The sequence below is a fragment of the Thalassospira sp. CH_XMU1448-2 genome (genome assembly GCF_037027285.1).
GTDB classification, from domain to species: domain Bacteria; phylum Pseudomonadota; class Alphaproteobacteria; order Rhodospirillales; family Thalassospiraceae; genus Thalassospira; species Thalassospira profundimaris_C.
The window spans coordinates 107752-127930 of record NZ_JAYMEA010000002.1; the positions used below are offsets into that span (position 1 = coordinate 107752).

At 54.8% G+C, this 20179-nt stretch carries 19 protein-coding genes; 4 read left to right on the forward strand and 15 right to left on the reverse strand.

The genetic code is table 11. The features are described from left to right. Window positions 1–112: 112 nt before the first annotated feature. The 5 genes from WA318_RS07820 to dctP all read right to left on the reverse strand — a co-directional run bounded on the left by WA318_RS07820 (window position 113) and on the right by dctP (window position 6097). A complete protein-coding gene (locus tag WA318_RS07820) occupies window positions 113–1639 on the reverse strand; it encodes a malonate--CoA ligase (protein ID WP_181850296.1) in 1527 nt (508 codons plus the stop codon). Window positions 1640–1651: 12 nt separating this feature from the next. Then, window positions 1652–2968, reverse strand: coding sequence for a malonyl-CoA decarboxylase (locus tag WA318_RS07825; RefSeq protein WP_336080499.1), 1317 nt, complete (start codon window positions 2966–2968; stop codon window positions 1652–1654). Continuing rightward, a complete protein-coding gene (locus WA318_RS07830; RefSeq protein WP_114098773.1) occupies window positions 2968–4284 on the reverse strand; it encodes a TRAP transporter large permease in 1317 nt (438 codons plus the stop codon). The genes WA318_RS07825 and WA318_RS07830 overlap by 1 nt, the downstream gene beginning before the upstream one ends. 12 nt (window positions 4285–4296) lie before the next feature. Then, window positions 4297–4986: a TRAP transporter small permease gene (locus WA318_RS07835; protein WP_336080500.1), complete on the reverse strand. Its 690-nt coding sequence runs from the start codon at window positions 4984–4986 to the stop codon at window positions 4297–4299. 103 nt (window positions 4987–5089) lie between these two features. Further along, the gene (gene dctP, locus WA318_RS07840) at window positions 5090–6097 is read right to left on the reverse strand and encodes a TRAP transporter substrate-binding protein DctP (protein WP_114098771.1); all 1008 of its coding nucleotides are present in this window, start codon (window positions 6095–6097) and stop codon (window positions 5090–5092) included. Window positions 6098–6415: 318 nt separating this feature from the next. Between dctP and WA318_RS07845 the strand changes: the two genes are divergently transcribed. Both WA318_RS07845 and WA318_RS07850 read left to right on the forward strand, forming a co-directional pair. Then, a complete protein-coding gene (locus WA318_RS07845; RefSeq protein ID WP_114098770.1) occupies window positions 6416–7093 on the forward strand; it encodes a GntR family transcriptional regulator in 678 nt (225 codons plus the stop codon). 75 nt (window positions 7094–7168) lie between these two features. After that, complete coding sequence (locus tag WA318_RS07850; protein WP_336080501.1) at window positions 7169–7909, forward strand: TlyA family RNA methyltransferase; 741 nt, start codon at window positions 7169–7171, stop codon at window positions 7907–7909. Between the two features lie 32 nt (window positions 7910–7941). Here WA318_RS07850 and WA318_RS07855 read toward each other — a convergent pair whose 3' ends face one another. After that, a complete protein-coding gene (locus WA318_RS07855) occupies window positions 7942–8370 on the reverse strand; it encodes a GlcG/HbpS family heme-binding protein (RefSeq protein WP_167721798.1) in 429 nt (142 codons plus the stop codon). Window positions 8371–8481: 111 nt separating this feature from the next. Continuing rightward, a complete protein-coding gene (locus WA318_RS07860) occupies window positions 8482–9357 on the reverse strand; it encodes a LysR family transcriptional regulator (RefSeq protein ID WP_336080502.1) in 876 nt (291 codons plus the stop codon). A 145-nt stretch (window positions 9358–9502) separates the two neighbouring features. Here WA318_RS07860 and WA318_RS07865 point away from each other — a divergent pair, with 145 nt between their 5' ends. Further along, the gene (locus WA318_RS07865) at window positions 9503–10480 is read left to right on the forward strand and encodes a DMT family transporter (RefSeq protein WP_336080503.1); all 978 of its coding nucleotides are present in this window, start codon (window positions 9503–9505) and stop codon (window positions 10478–10480) included. Between the two features lie 13 nt (window positions 10481–10493). Here the strand turns inward: WA318_RS07865 and WA318_RS07870 are convergent, their stop codons facing one another. The 5 genes from WA318_RS07870 to fabI form a co-directional block, all read right to left on the reverse strand. After that, on the reverse strand, window positions 10494–10961 hold the full coding sequence (locus tag WA318_RS07870) for a DUF2269 family protein (protein WP_336080504.1): 468 nt from the start codon (window positions 10959–10961) through the stop codon (window positions 10494–10496). Window positions 10962–11003: 42 nt separating this feature from the next. Further along, a complete protein-coding gene (locus WA318_RS07875) occupies window positions 11004–11609 on the reverse strand; it encodes a TetR/AcrR family transcriptional regulator (protein ID WP_114098765.1) in 606 nt (201 codons plus the stop codon). A gap of 197 nt (window positions 11610–11806) precedes the next feature. Continuing rightward, a complete protein-coding gene (locus WA318_RS07880) occupies window positions 11807–13003 on the reverse strand; it encodes a hypothetical protein (protein WP_336080505.1) in 1197 nt (398 codons plus the stop codon). A 36-nt stretch (window positions 13004–13039) separates the two neighbouring features. Beyond that, a complete protein-coding gene (gene aroC, locus WA318_RS07885; protein ID WP_336080506.1) occupies window positions 13040–14143 on the reverse strand; it encodes a chorismate synthase in 1104 nt (367 codons plus the stop codon). A gap of 82 nt (window positions 14144–14225) precedes the next feature. Beyond that, window positions 14226–15056: an enoyl-ACP reductase FabI gene (fabI, locus tag WA318_RS07890; RefSeq protein ID WP_114098762.1), complete on the reverse strand. Its 831-nt coding sequence runs from the start codon at window positions 15054–15056 to the stop codon at window positions 14226–14228. 204 nt (window positions 15057–15260) lie between these two features. On the opposite strand from fabI, the gene WA318_RS07895 reads away from it, so the two are divergent. After that, entirely contained in the window at window positions 15261–16619 is a 1359-nt protein-coding gene (locus WA318_RS07895; RefSeq protein ID WP_336080507.1) for a YihY family inner membrane protein, read from the forward strand. Between the two features lie 83 nt (window positions 16620–16702). Here the strand turns inward: WA318_RS07895 and WA318_RS07900 are convergent, their stop codons facing one another. The 3 genes from WA318_RS07900 to WA318_RS07910 are packed head-to-tail and all read right to left on the reverse strand — an operon-like array spanning window position 16703 to window position 20179. After that, a complete protein-coding gene (locus WA318_RS07900; protein ID WP_336080508.1) occupies window positions 16703–17368 on the reverse strand; it encodes a tetratricopeptide repeat protein in 666 nt (221 codons plus the stop codon). Next, window positions 17365–18153 carry an SDR family NAD(P)-dependent oxidoreductase gene (locus WA318_RS07905; RefSeq protein ID WP_336080509.1) on the reverse strand — a complete coding sequence of 263 codons (789 nt, stop codon included), beginning with the start codon at window positions 18151–18153 and terminating at the stop codon, window positions 17365–17367. The genes WA318_RS07900 and WA318_RS07905 overlap by 4 nt, the downstream gene beginning before the upstream one ends. Then, window positions 18143–20179, reverse strand: a complete 2037-nt coding sequence (locus WA318_RS07910; RefSeq protein WP_336080510.1) for an AMP-binding protein — start codon at window positions 20177–20179, stop codon at window positions 18143–18145. Before WA318_RS07910 ends, WA318_RS07905 begins: the two co-directional genes overlap by 11 nt.

The window sequence follows — 20179 nt, forward strand, 5'->3', positions numbered from 1 at the left end:
GCCTGCGTTCAGACAAAAAAATTCCGGCCAGATCGGCTCTGACCGGAAGGTTGGGTCTATGACCCTTTGGGTGCTGTCTGTCAGGACAGCGGGAGATATTGGCTACATCACATCATGCAGCAGGGGAGGTAAAGGTGTCGGCATATTGCTTGCGCAGTTCGGCCTTTTGAATTTTGCCCATGGTGTTGCGCGGCAATTCCTTGATCACCCAGATGCGCTTGGGAACCTTGAATTTTGCAAGCTTGTCCTGGGTGCGTTTGATGATGGTATCGGTGTCGGCTGTTTCGCCCTTGGCGGCAACAATGACACCGGCAACGGCTTCGCCGAAATCGGGATGGGGCAGGCCGAAGATGGCGACTTCCTCGACCTCGTCATATTCGGCGATGACTTCCTCGACTTCTTTTGGATAGACGTTGAAACCACCCGAAATGATCAGGTCCTTGTCGCGACCGACAATCGTGACATAGCCGTCTTCACCGATGGTTGCGAGATCACCCGTGATAAAGAAGCCGTCGGTGCGGAATTCCGAGGCGGTCTTTTCCGGCATCTGCCAGTAGCCTTTGAACACGTTCGGCCCGCGCACTTCGAGAACGCCTATTTCGCCAGCGCCCAGAACATTGCCATCCTTGTCACAAACCCGTGCCTCGATCCCCGGAAGGGTCGGGCCAACCGCACCAGGACGACGTTCACCGTCCAGCGGGTTCGACGTGTTCATGCAGGTTTCGGTCATGCCGTAACGCTCAAGAATTTTATGACCGGTACGTTCAAAGAACGCATCATGGGTTTCGGCCAGAAGTGGTGCGGACCCCGATACGAACAGCCGGATGTTGGCGGTAACATCCTTGTTGAACTGCGGATGAGACAGCAGGCGGGTATAGAAGGTCGGAACGCCCATCAAGACGGTAGATTGTGGCAGACGTTCAATAACGTCATCAGCATCGAATTTCGGAAGCAGGATAACCTTGCCACCATTCATCAGCATGATGTTGATTGCCACAAACAGACCGTGGGTGTGAAACAGCGGCAGCGCATGCAAAAGCGTATCGCCCGGTTTGAATCCCCACGCGGAATGAAGCGTCCTGGCGTTTGAACCCAGATTGTTATGGGTCAGCATCGCGCCCTTGGACCGCCCCGTCGTGCCCGAGGTATAAAGGATTGCTGCAACATCATCCTTGTCGGCACTTACAATGTCGGTCATCGGTGTTGCACTGGCGGCCTGATCGTTGAGGCTGCCATCGCCATTGGAGCCAAGGGAAAGAACAGCAGCAACATTGTTCTGATCGCCAAGGGCCGTGGCAGCATCAATATGGGCAGGTCGGCACACAAAAACGCGCGGTGCGGCATCGCCAAGGAAATAGGCAATCTCGTCACCGGTATAGGCGGTATTGAGCGGCAGGTGAATGGCACCAAGCTGCAAGCAGGCAAGATAAAGCGCAATCACGTCAGATGACTTGTCGACCTGGGCTGCGACGCGGTCACCCTTGACCACCCCGTGGGAAGCAAGAACAGCGGCATAGCGACCGGTTCGATCAAGCAACCATGCAAAGCTGCGTTCCGTGCCGTCACGTTCGATCAGAAACGTGCGCGACTTGTCTGCCGGGAAACGGTCGAGGAAGGTTTGAAAAAGATTATCAGACATGGTCATACCTACTTAAATGCCGGCAAGCTGTGCGACGGATTTCGATGTTGCGATCTTTCCGTCATTCATCAGCGCTTCGTGATTTTTCTCAATGCTGTCAAGGTGGTAGGCATAATTGACCATCATGCCGCCCGCTTGGCGCAGTCCCTTGATTGATGTGTCTCCCAGCCAGTTCAGCCGTTCAAGCTGTGCGCCATTGCCAAGATGGAAACGTGCGGTGGGATCAAGCGGTGATTTCCCGCGTTTGCAAGTCGCAAGATATGTCGCACAAAGGGCAATCGTCGGTTTGCGCAGGGCTTCGACCTTTTCCGGATCATCAATCCAGTGATCATCACTAAGCCCTTCAAGAACCTGACTGGCAAGACTGGCGTCATCGGCCTTGCTTTTCTGGCGGGTCCGCAGCCAGCCCATAAAGCCCGGAATGGGCGACAGGGTCGCAAACTGTTTAAGTTGCGGGAACTCGCGTTTGAGTTCCTCGACAACCTGTTTGATCAGGAAGTTGCCAAACGAAATGCCCTTAAGCCCGGCCTGACAGTTACTGATTGAATAGAAGATTGCGGTATTGGCTGTATCAGGAGCCTTTTCATCAATCTCGGGTGCGAGAAGGGCCTGAACACTATCGGCCAGCCCATGAACGAGTGCGACTTCGACAAAGATCAGCGGATCATCGGGAATGGCGGGATGGAAGAAGGCAAAGCATTTCCGGTCTGTTGCCAGACGGCGGCGCAAATCATCCCAGCCCTGAATTTCATGGACTGCTTCATAGCGGATCAGCTTTTCAAGGATCGCGGCCGAGGTATCCCAGTCAATGTGACGCAGTTCAAGAAAACCACGGTTAAACCAGCTGGTCAGCAGATGCTGCATATCGGCATTCAGCGGTTCGAGGTCGCGGTTGGTTTTCAAAAGCCCGATCAGGATTTCACGCATATCAACAATGGCCCGGGTTCCGCCCGGCGCCATATTGATCCGGCGTAGCAATTCCTGACGTGCAGGTTCTGATGCCTGGGTCAGGGCCGCCAGATTGGTTTCTGACGGGTCCTTGGCAAAGGCATCGGCGGCCTTGGTGACCTTGGCGCGATCTGCACTGAAGTCGTTCTGCATCATCTGGAAGAACCGAAGATGATCCTCCTCTGGCAGATTTTCCCAAAGCCGGACCACTTCGCGGGCAACGGCGGTGCCACGGGCCTCGCCTTTTTGCGAGACGAGGTCCTTGCACATGGCGCGAAGCTGCGCAAACGGGTCCTGCGGGGTGGAAATTGGCAGATCAAGCAATTCCCGACCACGGTCGGCGATGCTTGAAATCCAGCTTCTGACAGAAATCCCTGACATTAGCGTCCTCCAATAACCGTTTCTGGAAGCCAGGTGGCGATTTGCGGGAAGAAGCAAAGAATGATGATCGCAACAACCATGCACAGCACATAAGGCATGGCACCTTTGAGGATCGTCTGCAGGCGAATATCTGGTGCAATGCCGTTGATGACATACAGGTTCAAACCGACCGGCGGGGTGATCAGGCCGATTTCCATGTTGATGGTCAGGATGACGGCAAACCAGTAGGGGTCAAAGCCGGCATTGATGATCACCGGAAGCAGGATCGGCGCACTCATCAGGATCACGGCAACCGGCGGCAGGAAGAAGCCGCTGATCAGCAGGAACAGGTTGATGAAGCCCATCAGGACCCAGCGGTTTACTTCAAGTGCTGAAATCCATTGTGCGATCGACTGGGTGATGAACAGGGATGACAGCATATAGCTGAACAGGCCAGCAGCCCCGATGATCAGAAGGATCATTACCGACTCTTTGGTGGTGTCACGCATGACGTGCCACAGCTGGCCGGGCTTCCACATCTTGTAAATGATCATTGCGGTGATCAGGCAGAACAGTGCACCCACACCGGCCGTTTCCGACGGGGTCGCAACGCCGCCGTAAAGAGCAAACAGAACCGCGCCGATGATGACAAGGAAGGGCAGAACACGCGGAAGGATTTCAAACTTTTCCTTCCAGCTGTATTTGACCACGCCAAGCGCAGCCTGGGCATTGCCCTGACGCCAGGTCGAATAAAGCGACCAGGTCATGAAAAGGGCGGTAACCAGAAGACCGGGCAGAAGGCCTGCAAGGAAAAGCCGACCAATCGAGGTCTCGGTCGAAATACCATACACGATCATGGTCACACTTGGCGGGATCAGAATGCCAAGGGTGCCGCCCGCTGCAATGGAGCCGGCGGCCACGGTGTCGGGAAAACCGCGTTCACGCATTGCAGGAATGCCCATCTTGCCGATGGCAGCACAGGTTGCAGGTGAAGAACCCGAAAGAGCCGAAAAGATCGCACATGCCCCCAGGTTGGAAATAACCAATCCTCCTGGTACGCGCGTCAACCAGCGATCAAGAACGGAATAAAGGTCGCCACCGGCACGGGACGAGGCCACAACCGCCCCCATCAGGATAAACATCGGGATGGCAAGAACTTCAAAGCTTTCAAGTTTGCCAAACAGGATTTCAGGCAGCAAAGGCAGGGAACCGGTGCCATCGAAGATGATGATGAACCCGACACTGACCAGAAGCAGGCCGATGCCGACAGGAATGCCGGAAAAAAGGACAACGGTGGTTGCGATGCCAACAATGGCCGCAAGAAGCAAAGGATCCATAATGCGGCCTCCTTAGAATGCGTCATCGCGCAGATCGAACGGGGTCGACCGGCGAGTGACAAGGGACAGGAAGTCGGCAAGGAACTGCAAGAACAGCAGGCCAAAACCGATTGGCAGGGCGGTATATGGTTTCCAAAGCGGAACAGCCCAGATCGTTTCAGACAGCCATCCGCCTTCAAATGCCTCAATCACAAGCTCAAGTCCGTAAAAGCCGAACATGGCGCTGATGGCCATTCCACATAGAAGGGTGAGAACGGCAAGCGTCATGCGTGCGCCGTGTTTGAGATAAAGCGGCAGCAAGTCGACATTCACATGGCCACGCAACAGCTGGACATAGGGCAGGCCGATCAGGGTTGCGCCGATCATCAGGAAAATCACAGCTTCGGTTTGCCAGACAGTCGATTCATTAAGCACATAGCGCATGAAAACCAGCTGGCAGATGATCAGCATTGAAATGCCGAACATGGATGCCGACGCGATTCCGCAAATGCGCGATGCCGTATGAATGACGGCAATGAATGCATCAAGCGGCCCTTTGGGCGGAGCCGCACGATTGGCGGCATTGACATTTTGATCGTCGATGGGCTCGACATCAGGCGGGGGCGGCATATCGGATTTAACGGAATGCGACGCACTTGGGGTCTGCGCGAAATCATCGGGCAGATCAATTGGAAGTGGGTGCGGGGACATGGCGTTGGACACGCGCGTACTCCTCTGACGGAACCTGATTGTTCTGTATTTTTATATTATTCGGGAAATGGGGTGGTGCCGAACGCCTCGGCACCACCAGCGCATCATCAATGGATCACTTTACAGCAAGTGCCATATCAAGAAGTTCCTGACCGTTCGGGGTCTCTTCGACGAACTTCTTGTAAGAGGTTTCCATGGCAAGTTTCTGCCATTCTGCGAAATCCTCATCGGTGAGTTCTGCGATTTCCACACCGGCATTCTTGAAGACATCGATGCTGTCAGAATCCTGCTTGCGGCCTTCGGTGGTGTAATATTCTTCCGCTTTCTTTGCCGCAGCGGCAAGGGCATCTTTCTGAGCATCATTCAGCTTGTCATAGCTTTTCTTCGACATCAGAACCGGCTGATACATGAACCACAGCGCATTGCCTGCTGCCGGGGTATAGCATTTGACCTGCTCATAGATGCGATAGGAAACGAAGCTCGACGAGCTGGTGTTGGTGGCATCAAGAACGCCGGTCTGCATCGCCGGATAGATTTCCGAGCTTGGCATCGCAGCGATTGAAGCACCGGCACCTTCAAGCATCTGCTCGAACGATTTACCAGCTGCACGAATCTGCAGGCCTTTTACGTCTTCCGGCTTTTGGATGCAGCCCTTGGTCGATGCAAAGCCACCGGCAAGCCAGCCCTTGGCAACCGTAACAACACCATCTTCGTTCAGCAGACCTTCAATCTTGTCCATGAACGGGGAGGTATTGATGCGGTTTGCGTGGTCATGGTTTTTGACCAGTGCAGGCATCAGGGTCAGGTTGGCAGCCGGGACACGACCACCGGCATAGGCCAGCGGATAAACAATCATGTCAAGCTGGCCACGCGTCATCGGAGTCCACTGTTCCTTTGCCTTGAACAGGGAACCGGACGGGAAGATCTGGATTTCCAGATCAACATTGGCGGCTTTGACTTCGTTGGCAATGATCTCGGCAACCTTGTGGCGGATATCGCTGGTCGACCACTGATGTGACAGTTTCAGCGTTTCTGCATTGGCGGATGCGGACATGCCAAAAGCGGCAACAGACAGAGTAATGGCGGCGACAGACGCCGAAAGGGTCTTCTTGAAAATCTTCATCTTTTCCTCCCGGATGAAGCATGCGTTCTGGATGCATTTTGACGGCTTTTTGCGCGTCTTATTATTGATGCGGTTTTCGCATTAGTCGAAAGCGTTACAGATTTCTGGCATTCTGTCTATGCAATTTTGTATACCAGGAATGCGTTTTGCAGTGCCACAAACCCGCGCTTGAGTATTTGCCTGCAAACTGGCGGAAATCGGCATGTAACTTTTGCGATGCAATATTGAAACTCTGCAAAGCAGCAGAGAAAAGGCTTTGATTAGTACCATTTTATGTGTTCTGGTATACCAGTAACCGAATATGGATGAGGGCGTTTTATGGCGCAAAACGGTAAGCTTGCTGCGGATCTGGTACAGAAACTTGAACGCGATATTGTGACCGGCATTCTTAAGCCCGGCGACAAGCTTGACGAACGTTCGCTGAGTGAACGGTTCGGCGTTTCGCGTACACCGGTCCGGGAGGCTCTGCAGACTCTTGCCGGTTCCGGTCTTGTGGCAACCATGCCCCGCCGCGGAACGATTGTTGCGTCAATCACAGTCGCCGAACTGATCGAGATGTTTGAAGTCATGGCCGAGCTTGAGGCCATGTGCGCACGTCTCGCCGCCCGCCGGATGCCGCGTGCTGATATTGAAAACCTGATTGCACTGTCTGAAGAGTGCAGCGCGCTTCAGGGGCATGCGGATGCAGATGCCTATTATGAGGCCAATGTGCGTTTCCACGAAGCAATCTATGCCGGTTGCCGGAACAGTTTTCTGGAACGCCAGACCAAAAATGTCCGCAATCGGTTGGCGCCCTATCGTCGGTTGCAGCTTCATCGTCCGGGCCGTGTTAAAAAATCAAACAATGAACATGCCGAGATCCTGAGCGCCATTTCAAACGGCGAGGCCGATGTCGCCGGCAAGCTGATGCAGCAACATGTCGCTGTTCAGGGCGAAGCCCTTAACGACCTTCTCGCCATTGTCCCGCGCGGATATCTTGAACCGTTGGCGAGTTAGGCGATCTGTTCCGATCACAGTGAAATTACCGTTATTGGGCGTGACCTTTTTTCATGGGTGCGCTAAAACGCGCTTATGGCAAAGAAACGTTTAGATCAGATGCTTGTCGAACGCGGATTGGTGGAAAGCCGGTCCAAGGCGCAGGCTTTCATTATGGCGGGCAACGTCTTTAGCGGCGAGCAGCGCCTTGATAAACCGGGCATGCAGTGCAAGGAAGATATGGCGATCACCTTGCGCGGACAGCCCCATCCATGGGTTTCGCGCGGCGGGTTAAAGCTGGAAAAGGGGCTTGCCGAATTCAACATTGATGTGACCGGCTTTATCGGGATTGATGTTGGGGCCTCCACAGGCGGCTTTACCGATGTTTTGCTGCAAAACGGTGCGGCAAAGATCTATGCCGTGGATGTCGGGCAGGGGCAGCTTGACTGGAAATTACGCAATGACGACCGGGTGGTTGTCATGGAAAAAACCAATGCGCGCCACATCACTGAAGAACAAATCCCTGATCTGGTCGATATCGTCGTGTGTGATGCCAGCTTCATTGGCCTGCGCACCGTTCTTCCGGCCAGTATGGAGCGCCTTAAACCGGGCGGGCATCTGATTGCACTGATCAAGCCGCAATTTGAAGTCGGCAAGGAGCGCGTCGGTAAAAAGGGCGTCGTGCGCGAGCCCGAGCTGCATCAGGAGGTGTGTGACACCATTTCTGACTGGCTGTCGAATTTGCCGGGCTGGGAAGTTCTGGGCATTACCACAAGTCCGATCACCGGGCCCGAAGGTAATGTCGAGTTTTTGATCTGTGGACGGAAAACAGCCTGATCACAGGCCGATTTCCATCGCGCGAATTTTGATTACTTGCCGATTTTCTTCATGAAGAAATCAATCCCGGCTTGGGCGCAGTCCTGATCCTGCGGGGGCGTGCCGGAACTCACACCGATGCCGCCAACGCATTCGCCATCGACAAAGACCGGAAGACCACCCGCAACAATCGACAGGCGCCCGCCGATTTCGGAATCAATGCCATAGGCCGGTTTGCCCGGCTGGGCGGCGGCGGCGTATTCGTGGGTGCCTTTGCGCGCGCCCGAGGCAGTGAATGATTTATCCTGGGCAATCGTGGCACTGGTGACCTTGCCGCCATCCATGCGTTCAAAGGCGATGAGAACACCGGATTCATCGGTGATGGCAATGCACATCGGAACACCAATTTCATTGGCACGGTTGCGCGCACCTTCAATCAGGATATAGGCGTCTTCGATTGACAGGCGTTTGATGGTCAGCATGGGATGTCTCCGGTGTTCAGGATATAAGCTGGCGCATCTTATGTGGTCGGGCAAAAGCCGATCAATCACATAAAACGTCTTTTCACATGGTGGAAGAATGGGGCCCGCCAATCAGGCTGGAACTGCGTCCGGTGTTACGTCATCGGGGGAAAGGGCTGCAATCGCACCAAGGGCAAGCTCGCGCACTGCCGGGTTGGCACGATCACGCACCATCAGGCTGATATCAACTGACGGCAAGGGTGGCAGAAGATCATCAGAAAGCTGGTGCAATCCCGCATGTTCCGCCGTACAACGCGGCATTGCCCCTACCGCGTGACCGCCATTAATGACGGTAATGATCATGGTATTGGCGTCGCTGCTGTGGCTGATGCGATGGGGAGTGCCCGCCTTCTTAAGTGCGGATGTTGCCGCATCACGGATGACACACCCGTCTTCAAACAACACCAGCGGCAAGGGGCGCTGTGACAGATCGAAATCAGGATGCGCAACCCAGACCAACGGTTCGGAAACCACATGCAGGGATGGTGTATCAGGATCGGCCGTCAGAATTGCGAGATCAAGGTCGCCATTTGCCACACGCTTTGAAAGATTGCGTGAAAGATCGGCGTGACAGGTGATTTCGGTGTCGGGAAGCCGCCGTGCCGCAACCCGAAAAAGTTGGGGCAGATAGACTGCGGCGTAATCATCTGGCACACCGACGCGAATTCTCGACGGTGCGGCATCGACAAGATCGGCCAGCATACGGTCATTAAGGCCTATAATCCCCTCGGCATAGGATTTGACGACCAGACCCGTGGTGGTTGGTGTGATGGCCTTGCGGTCCCGGGTGATCAGGGGCGTGCCGACGGTTTCCTCAAGCTTTCTGATCTGCTGGCTGATGGCCGGTTGTGTGCGCAATAGCCGTTCTGCAGTGCGGGTGAAACTTTGCGTTTCAAGCACCGTCAGGAAAGTTCGCAACAGATCGATGTCAACATTGAGAAGGGTCATAAGCGCCCGTTATTTGCACTATAAGCCGAAGCAATTTCACTTCGATAGCGCAATCAACCATCCTGTGTCCAGCCGCAGACGCATCAGATGATCTTTCACCGGTCATTTGCACAACCAACTGCGATGCCACCTGAAAGCAAGCGCCATGTCCCATGCCGGAAGTTCTGTTTGTACTCCCTCCGCCACCAAATGCGTGGATGCAGGCGCGATTAAGGCTGGTGATAGTCATGTTAATCCGCTTTGGGCAATCGGCCTGTTGCTGTTTGCGGGCGGGTTGCTTGGAATGTCGCCAATTCTTGTGCGATTCAGTGGTGTTTCGGCTGATGCGTCTGCGTTCTGGCGCGTTGCGCTTGCCGCCCCTTTGTTATGCGCAACCGCATTCCTTGTACCGGCCAGACCGGCACGCCCCGATCCGGCAAGCCCGACAAGAGTCGGGAAAGCCGTGATTGCGGGCTGGATGGTTCTGGCCGGTGTCTTTTTTGCTGCAGACCTGATTGCATGCCACGTCGCGATTGAGCTCACGACCGCAGGCAATGCGATCCTGCTTGCCAATCTGGCCCCGGTTATCATCGGTCTGCTTGGACTTGTCGGGCTTGCGCGACGTCCGGGCAGGATGTTCTGGTTCGGATTGCCATTTGCCGGTTTTGGGGCCTGGTGCCTGTTTCGGGCAAGTGATGCCGGAACCGGGAGCATGGCCGGGGATGCCTTTGGGCTATTGGCCGCTGTTTTCTATGCGGGCTATCTGATCGTGATCGGAAGATTGCGGCGGCATATCGGTGCCGCTGTTACCATGAGCGGCACGACCGTTGTCACTGCGATTGTCATTGGCGTATTTGCCGTGATCAAGGGTGATCTGGTTGCGCCAACAGATATGACTGGCTGGTTGGCGCTGGCCGCCCTTGGCATACTGGTTCATGCCCTTGGACAGGGGATGGTGTCTGTCGGGCTTAAATCGGTCGATGAGGCGACGGGGTCGATGGTCCTTCTGGTCCAGCCGTTTGTCGCGACCTTGCTTGGTGCATTGGTGCTTGGCGAAGTTTTGAATGGCTGGCACATGCTGGGCAATATTGCGGTGGTGTTTGCCTTGCTGATTGCCACGCGGGCCCGTCGCAGACCCGCGTAAGGACAATCAGGTTTTAGCGGAAAATCATGAAGTAAAGCGTGCCCAGCGGCAGCAAGACAGCAATCCCGCCAATGATGTTCCAAAGCTTGCGGCTTTTTTCATAGGCCGCTGGCATGGTGCTTTCCCCGGCCTGAACGGTTTTGGCGGCAATCTTTGACATGTAGATCTGAAGAGGCAGCAACCCTGTCAGCCAGAGCATCGCAGCCATTCCAAACAGGCCGATGCCGATGGTCAGGTGCGGGGCATCGGAAATTGCGATGCCTGTTGCGTGAAACAATCCGATCCCGCCAATTGTAATCAACGCAGCCCCGAACGCGGTAAAGAACAGGTCGGTCATATTCACCAGCCGACAGGCAAAGGCGATGACGACCGGGTTCTGTGTCCGGTCAGCCTGCGTTTTCCAAAGGGCAGAGACAATGATGTTGCCCAGAAAAAGCACGACACCAATCACGTGGATAAATTTAACGGTGAAATATTCCATCGGAGAATCCGGTTGGCAGGGGACAATGGGCGGGAATGCGCGTTACATGCCTGTGGGGGCGTTTAAATCTTCGGCCAGAAGGCCAAGTACAAAGCTGCCAAGGTTCTGATCAGCAGGCGGAACAATCATGCCGTCAATTACCAGCATCGCGATCCCGTGTGCCCGGCTCCAGGCGGCAAGGGCACGGTTATAGGCCGTGGCGGCCTCGGTCAGGGTCATTTCGGCCTTGCGATCAACGGACGTGACAGCGCGCTGCAAAACATCAAAGGCATTGTCGGCGGCTTCGCGCAGTTCCGGATATTGATCAAGTGGCGGGCGTTCCCGGCCAAAGATCAGGCGGAAATGCTGCGGATTTTCAACCGCAAACCCGACATAGGCCGCGCCAAGATGCATGATGCGCTCTTCGTGATGTTCAACATTTGCGGCAACGGCTTCGAGTTGTTCGGCAAAACGTTCAAAGGCCGATATGGCCACTGCCGCCAAAATGCCATCCTTTCCGTCAAAATGACGATAGGGAGCGGCTTCTGAAACACCGGTCATGCGCGCCAGACGTCGCAGCGAAAGACCGGTCGGGCCTTCTTCGGTCAGGATGGTTTCGGCTTTTTGCAAAAGAACATTGCGGACGTCACCGTGATGGTATTTCCCCATTAGCTCGTATCTCGATTTTCTTATGTTAACTGAGTTAACATTATCGAATGATATCTGGTATTTCAAGGCTAAACTGATCTCGAACCGACAAAATATGCCAGTAAAACAAGGCTGTCCTTTGTTCGGACTTAAAAAAGCACCGCTTCTGGAAGAAGCGGTGCAGTACGTTCAGGAGGTTATCCGAAGAATAGAGGGGATCAGGCAGGATCAGTTGCCGGTTTTGGATCATCCGATGGTCCCGGCGTTTGTGTCTGTGCCTGTGCCGTATTGGTGCTGTCATCCCCGGTTGCCGGGGCTTGTGGTGCGCTTGCCGGATTGGTTTCAGCGGCATCCGCTTTGGGCTGTTCTGGCTGTACGTCTTCTGATGGTGTGTTTGCTGCGTCTGTTGGGGATTGCTCGTTTTGTGGTGGTGTCACCGGCACCGCAGGATTTTGGCTGTCTGCTGACTGATCCTCTGGGCTCACTGTATTTGAAGGATTTGACGCATCTGCATTCGGTGTTGCAGGCATTGCGGCGTCGTCTGAACCGTCCTGGTTGTTTGAGGCTGACTCCGGCGGAGATTCCGGTGTTGTGTCCTTCGTGCCCGTCGTGTCCGCGTCTTTATGGGGGAGATCATCAGACTTGGTCTGTTCGGGCGAACTGGTTTGTTCGGACATAGTGTCTGTTTTGATCTGCGCGGCGCCCGGCTTTGACGGCGCAGGCGTCTCAGACGGATCAGACGATTCCGTGGGGTTCAGGTCAACGGAAGGCGTTGGTGTTTGTAAGTCTTTTTTGTCGCGATCCGGGCGGATCAGGAACTTGTCGCCCAGCGTATCCTGCCCGATCAGAAGCGGTTGTTCGAGACCGGTCATTTCCAGAAGCCCGATTTCAACGTCGCGTTCGATACCACGAATTTTCATACGGGTATGGATGACAGGGGCGCGCACGCTTTCGCTGCTGCTGCTGGTTTGAATATCCCGATATCCTGCAATCGGAAGCGAGAGCTTCCAGACAATGGTGCAGGACTTCAAATTGCTTTGGGGGTCGGGATTGCATTTCAGGGTCAGACTGAAGGAGACAATCCCGGCGGATGATCCGTCTGAGGTTTTGGTAGGCTCGGCCTCGGTATCCTGATCCGTGTCGGAACTTTCACCTGTACTGGCGTTATCTGAGCCAGACATTTCAAGATCGCTGACAAACAGGCAGGTTTGCGGGGCCGCTCCCAGGATCATGCCGGGCATTCCGGCAATTCCCCATTCCGGCAGGTCAAGCGCCTCGTCCGGGTAAAGGATCGTGCGGTTGCGCAATTGTGCATCAGTGCCAAGCGATCCGCCTTTGGCGGACTTGTTGTTTGATGCAGCAAGCGAGATCAGGGTTTTGAGCAATATCGGGTTCATGCCATCAAGACGTGGCATCAACCCGATTGTGACAGGAATTATCTGCTTAAGGGATCAGCTCGGGAAATGCTTGTTGGTGTTCCAGCCTTCGCATTGCGCGCGATGGCGCAGAAGGTGGTCGGCAAGCACAATGGCCGCCATGGCTTCGCCGACCGGAACGCCGCGAATGCCAACGCACGGGTCGTGACGGCCCTTGGTGACAACGTCGACTTCCTTGCCATAAATATCGATGCTTTTGCGCGGGGTCAGGATCGAGCTGGTCGGTTTGACCGCAAAGCGAACGACAACATCCTGACCGGACGAAATACCACCCAGAATGCCACCGGCATGGTTCGAACCAAAGACGGGTTTGCCGTCGTTGCCCAAGCGCATTTCATCGGCATTCTCGATGCCGGTCAGTTCGGCGGCTTCAAAGCCGTTGCCGATTTCGACACCCTTGACCGCGTTGATGGTCATCATCGCCTTGGCCAGATCGGCATCAAGCTTGTCATAAACCGGATCGCCAAGACCAACCGGAACGCCCGAACAGACAATTTCGATCACTGCACCAACCGATGATCCGTCCTTGCGCAGGCCATCAAGATATTCCTCGAACACCGGAACGGCTTCGGGATCGGGGCAGAAGAACGGGTTGTTATCAACTTCGTTCCAGTCCCAGTTATCGCGATTGATTTCCTTGGTGCCCATCTTGACCAGTGCGCCACGGATTTTGATGTCATCGCCAAGAACCTTGCGGGCAATGGCACCGGCCGCAACACGCATTGCTGTTTCGCGGGCCGATGAACGGCCGCCGCCACGATAATCGCGCGTGCCGTATTTTTCCCAATAGGTGTAATCGGCATGGCCCGGGCGGAACTGGTTTTTAATCTCACCATAATCCTTGGATCGCTGATCGACATTTTCGATCAGAAGCCCGATCGGGGTGCCGGTGGTTTTGCCTTCGAACACGCCCGAAAGAATTTTGACCTGATCAGGTTCGCGACGCTGGGTGGTAAAGCGCGATTGACCGGGTTTGCGTTTTTCAAGGAATTCCTGGATATCGGCCTCGGTCAGCTCAAGAAGAGGAGGCACACCATCTACAACACAGCCGATTGCCGGGCCGTGGCTTTCGCCAAAGGTGGTAAAGCGAAAGAGCGTTCCAAAACTGTTGCCAGCCATAACCGAATTCCAGAATTCAAATATTAAAGAGACAAAACGGGCCGCCCATAAGGGCAGCCCGCAAAATCATATCATGTTCAGATCAGGATTTCTGAACATTGATGTCAGGTGCGTCTGCCTGCTTCATGCCAACGGTATGGTAACCGCAATCGACATGATGGGTTTCACCCGTGACACCGGTCGAAAGATCCGACAGGAAGTACAGCCCCGAACCGCCAACGTCATCAAGCGTGACGTTACGGCGCATCGGCGAGTTATATTCGTTCCATTTCAGGATATAGCGAAAGTCGCCGATACCTGAAGCGGCAAGGGTTTTCATCGGACCGGCCGAAATTGCGTTGACACGGATGCGGTCCGGGCCAAGGTCATTGGCCAGATATTTCACGCTTGCTTCCAGTGCTGCCTTGGCAACGCCCATGACGTTGTAGTGCGGCATGACTTTTTCTGCACCGTAATAGGACAGGGTCAGAAGCGAGCCACCATCGGTCATCAGTTTTTCCGCGCGCTGGGCAACAGCGGTGAAAGAATAGACCGAGATGTTCATTGAAAGCGCGAAGTTTTCCGGCGAGGTGTCGACATAGCGACCGCGCAGTTCGTTCTTGTCGGAAAAACCGATGGCATGGACGACAAAGTCCAGCTTGCCCCATTTTTCCTTGAGCGTGTCAAAAACAGCGTCGATGCTTGCGGCATCGGTGACGTCACATGGCAAGACGATATCGCTGCCGACAGACTCCGCAAGCGGGCGTACGCGCTTTTCAAGTGCCTCGCCCTGGAAAGTAAAAGCAACCTCGGCACCCGCGGCAGCAGCGGCGCGCGCGATACCCCATGCGATGGATTTATCGTTGGCGACGCCCATAATCAGGCCGCGCTTACCGGCCATCAGGCCCGAAATGTTTTCGGTGGACAGGCTCATTTTTCCTCTCGTTCCCACGATCTCATTTTCTGGCAGGTAGAAGCATTCAAATAAAGCCGCGACCGGCACAGAAGGCATTAGACATTCGGCGCATCCTACACAAAGCTAGGCCAAGGTCAATCTGGCCTGTCATATCATGTATCGGCGCGCTATCTTGTTGATCACATGCAGTATAACCGGAAAATGCGTGGGGATAAGCGTTTAATGGTCGAAATTCAGAAAATGATCGCGGACCGAACGGCATTTTGGCGCTATGCAATTATGCGGTTTATTCACGATAAATCGGTCCAGCGTGCAGCGGGACTCTCCTATACGACGCTTCTGGCAATGGTGCCGTTTCTGGCTGTGGCCCTGACAGTTTTGTCTGCTTTTCCCGTATTTGATCAGTTCAAAGATCAGATCATGGATGTCGTTCTGAACAACTTTCTGCCCGAAACCGGGGAGCAGGTAAGCGACTATCTAGGCAACTTCCTGCAAAATACCGGACAGATGACAGCGATCGGTACCATGGTACTGGGGTTGACTGCTGTCATGCTGCTTGGCGCGATAGAAGGGGCGATGAATGATGTCTTTCGCGTTACGAGTCCGCGCAAGTTATTGGCACGACTTGTCGTGTTCTGGACACTTCTGACTGTCGGTCCGATGTTGCTGGGGTTAAGCCTGTCGCTTGCATCCTATATCTTTGCAATGCGTCATCTGGTTGGGGGCGAGGCGCTTGGCCAGCAGATCGGTCAATTGACATTCATTGCACCGTTCCTGTTGTCTACAGCCGCATTTTCGCTGTTGTTCATCGGAATGCCCAACCGTTCGGTTGCAATCATTGACGGACTCGTTGGCGGTTTTGTTGCCGCCATGCTGTTCGAAGCCCTGAAAAAGGGTTTCGGGTTCTATGTCACCAACTTTCCGACCTATCAGACCATTTATGGTGCGGTGGCGATTGTTCCGATCTTCCTGTTGTGGATGTACCTGACATGGATTGTGATCTTGCTCGGCGCTCAGGTGGCCGCCGCACAATCTGAATGGCGTGCTGCACGGGCTGCGGGTCTTATTCCCGACCCGCGCGGTGCCGTGCCCGGGCATATGGAGCGGATTATTGCCGTGCTGCGGGTGCTGGAATATCTGCAGGCGCGGTTCCATGACGCGGCAAAACCGCCGACCTATCGCAAGATGATGCGCGAGCTCAAACTTGGCGGACGTGATCTCAACTGGGCGCTGGCCGCTCTTCGCCGCGAGAAACTGATTGATCGGTCCGAAGATCATCGCTGGTTGCTTTCCGGGGACCTGTCGCGCATTACCCTGACGGAACTGATGACGCGGATGGGACTGTTTCTGGATTATGACCGGTTGCTGCTGGTGCAAACCGATGGTGGCTGGCCGATTGTCATGCGCGAACGTCTGGTCGAGCTTGAGAAAAAGCGCCAGTCTGTTCTTGCTGTGCCGGTAGGGGCATTGCTCGATACGCCAAGACCGGAAAACAAAATACCCGAACAGGTCGAAGCTGATCCTCATCATCTCAAGGCCAATCAGGTCGAACAAAAAGACATGACCGATATCATCAGCTAGATCGCGACCCGAGAAATGAACCAAAAAGGCCGGGACAGTTGTTCCGGCCTTTTCATATGTGCTGCTGCGAATGGTTCAATCCGCTATTTGGCGGACTTGCGGGCAATCTCATTCAGGGCCCTGGCGATTTCTGCACGACGTCCGGCGTCCGCCCGTGGACGGCTGGGACGGTCCGGTGCCTTCAGGGCCTTTTCGAAATAGGTGCGAGCTTCGCTGCTGCGATCCTGCTGCAGCAGGAAGTCACCGTAAAAGTAGTTCGGGTCGATGCCGTCGGGGTTAACGGCCAGCGCCTTTTTCAGGAATTCCTCGGCCTTGGTGTCGCTACCAAAGGCAAGCGGCCATGACGGGACCTGATAGTATAATGACCCAAGCGAGGTATAGGCTGAACCGTCAAGTGCGTCGGGATTGGTTTTGATCGCCTTTTCAAACATCTCGCGGGCATCGCGGACCTTGCCAAGTGCGGAAATACCGCGATCAATTCCGGCATCGGTCGACAGCAAAATTCCCTGCCAGATCTGCAGTTCCGGGCTTTCGGGGAACCGGACAAGCAATTCTGCGCCATCAGCTTCAAGCTGATGCAGGGCTTCTACTTGCTGGTCCTTGTCCGACAGGTCGTATTTGATCCGCGCCCATTCGGTCTGAAGATGTGATACGCCATCCATCACCGCACCGTTGGTGGTTTCTGCATGCCCAATCATGGGCAGCAATACCGCTAGGGCACAGAAAAGAATAAGGGGTTTGAGCTTCATGCAATGTTCCTCCGCTGGGCGTCACAGTTTGGGGCGGCAAGAGGTTGTAGCTCGGCGCTATCCTCCTGTTCGGAATTGAGGATATCAACGCCAATGGCAGTGTTCTTGCGAAGACCCTTGTCGATCAGGGAAGGACACAGGGCGTTAAGTTGCGCAAACAGGCGTTCGGGCCAGCCGATCCGAACATCGGATTCATTGCGTTCAATGGCGTTGATGATACGGTTTGCCACGTCACGCGGGCGGTCTTCGGTCGTATGGGTCCGCTTGTTCAGCAAACCAAGTTTGCCGGCATTCATTTCGGTGTGAACAGCACGTGGTGCAATGTGGGAAACCTTGACGCCGCAATCTGCCATTTCGCGTCGAAGGGCGTCGCTAAATCCCTTAAGCCCGGATTTGGCCGCGACGTAACCGGTCATGTGCGGCAGGGGGATCAATCCCGCCATCGATCCGATATTGACGATCTGCCCGGAACGGCGTGTGCGCATGGTCGGCAAGACCGCCTGACACAAGCGCATCGGCACCAGCAGGTTCAAGGTCAGAAGCGCGTCGTAATCCTGCTTTTCGGCAAGGTCGAACTCGTTGATTCCGGCCAGATTGACCAGAATGTCAGGCGTGTTTTCGCGCAGGACCTTGCAGGTGGTATCGATATTTTCCATCAGATTACCCTGCTGGGCCCGGTCATAGGTTGTGACATGAGCACCGCGTCCCCTGAGCAGGGCGGCAAGCGGCCTGCCAATGCCGCCCGTCGCCCCGGTCAGAAAGACGCTTTTTCCATCAAGCAACATGTTTTCTCTGTCCTTCATGCGGAATGGCAGCAAACAGGTTTGCAAACAGACGGAAGGTGTTTTGGGCCACTTCAATGATCGCTGCCTGATCATCGGGGTCGGTGATCTTGTTGACGGTCTGTTCGAAGAATTTCATATGCTCGATATCAAGCGACCCGTGCGAGAACAGATAGCTGAATGCCGATTTCGGAAGATCAAGGCCGTTCATGACGGCATCAGCACCCTGACTTGCGATCTGGGTCGAGGTGCTTTCAAGCATAAAGACCATGCCAAAGAACCCGACCGGGTTTTTGCGCGCGATATAGTCATAGTTGTAGGCAACCATGACCTGGGTTTCGAGGTTCGGCGTTGCGTTGTGCGCTTTTTCGCGATTGCCGCCAGCGGCCTCGATGTCATTGAGAATCCATTCTTCGTGGCCTTCTTCCTCTTCAAGATATTCAATGATCGCCTTGTGCAACCAGCGTTTGTCCTCAGGCAGGCGCGATCCCATCGCCATCAGGAAAGGGACGGTGTGTTTGACGTGGTGATAGGCCTCGGTCAGATAGGCAACATAGGTCGAGCGTGAAATATTACCCTGCAGTCCGTCCACCAGCTGCGGGACATGATAAAGGCTTGCACGTGCTTCTGCGGTTTCTGCAACAAGACGATCATAAAAGTTCATGGAAGGCTCCGGGGTAAGTTGAGGAGAAAGGTAGCGGGCTGAAATTGCGTCGCGTTTGGGCCGACCATTGCCGGTCAGGCAGCCATTTTCGACGCTAAAAGGCGGGACGATCCGGAAATCGCGTATCTGCGCATAGTCGGGGAGAACGGTGTTGGTTGTCTCAATCGCGGCTGCGATATTGGCGGTCGCATTGCTTGGAACGATCAGGGCGCTCAGATGTGGCTGGTCATCGCCATAGACGATTGCCTGATAGATTTCCGGTTGCGCCAACAGAACGGACTCCGGCCATTCAGGCGATATGTTGCGGCCATGCGAGGTTATCAGCACATTCTTCTTGCGGCCGGTAACGTGAACAAATCCGTCCGCATCGATGTCGCCGATATCGCCAGTGGCAAACCACTGGGCAACGGTGCCGTCCGACTGGTCTGTTGCTCCGATATAGCCAAGGAAACCCGGGCGGTGGACATAGATTTCGCCATCCCGAATTTCTGCCTTTACGTGGGGAAGCAATGTGCCAGCCGTGCCAGGTTTGTCCTTGCCCGGGATATTCATCGAAAGAACCGACGCACATTCCGACAGGCCATAGCCCTCATAGACAGGAAGACCAAGCTGGCGCGCCGTGGCGATCAGGCGCGGGGCAACGCGTGCACCACCAACAGCGATGAATTTCAAATCAGGAAGCGGGCCTTTGGCATGGACCTGCATCATCAGGGCACGCAAGATTTCCGGGACCAGAATGACTGAATTTGCGCGGGCCTGTTTCAGGACATCGTACAGATTGAGATATTGCGATCCGAATTCCTGCAACCCTGTCAGATGGATTGTGCATCCGGCCATCAGACCGGCATAGACCCCGGCGACATTTTCCAGAAGAACGGCAAGTGGAAGGACACAGGCATGTGTTCCGACAAAGTCATCGCCGAGAACCGCGTGGATGGCATGTGCGACATTGAACATCGCGGTCTCCGACAGACAAACGCCCTTTGGGGTGCCTGTCGAGCCGGAGGTGAAGGTGATTTTTGCCGTTCGTTCGGGGATCAATGGCGAACGATCAAAGCCGGTTGCAACAAGCCCGCCCGGTGTGACCATGTGCGTGATCCCGCCAGTCGCAATGCTGTGGTCAATTTGATCCTTGGTGAAAAAGGGCGGTAACGGGATGCAGATGATCCCGGTATGCAGGGCCGCAAGATCCCAGAGCAGCCAGTCAATGCCGTTATCAAGTGCGATGCCCAGAACATCAACATCCTGCAACTGGATGCTGCGTTCCTCAACATGACGGATCAGGTCGCCATAGTTAATTTCGGCGGTACCTGTGCGCAGGGCTGGACGATGACCAGGATGATTGCGGATACGTTCAAACAGCAT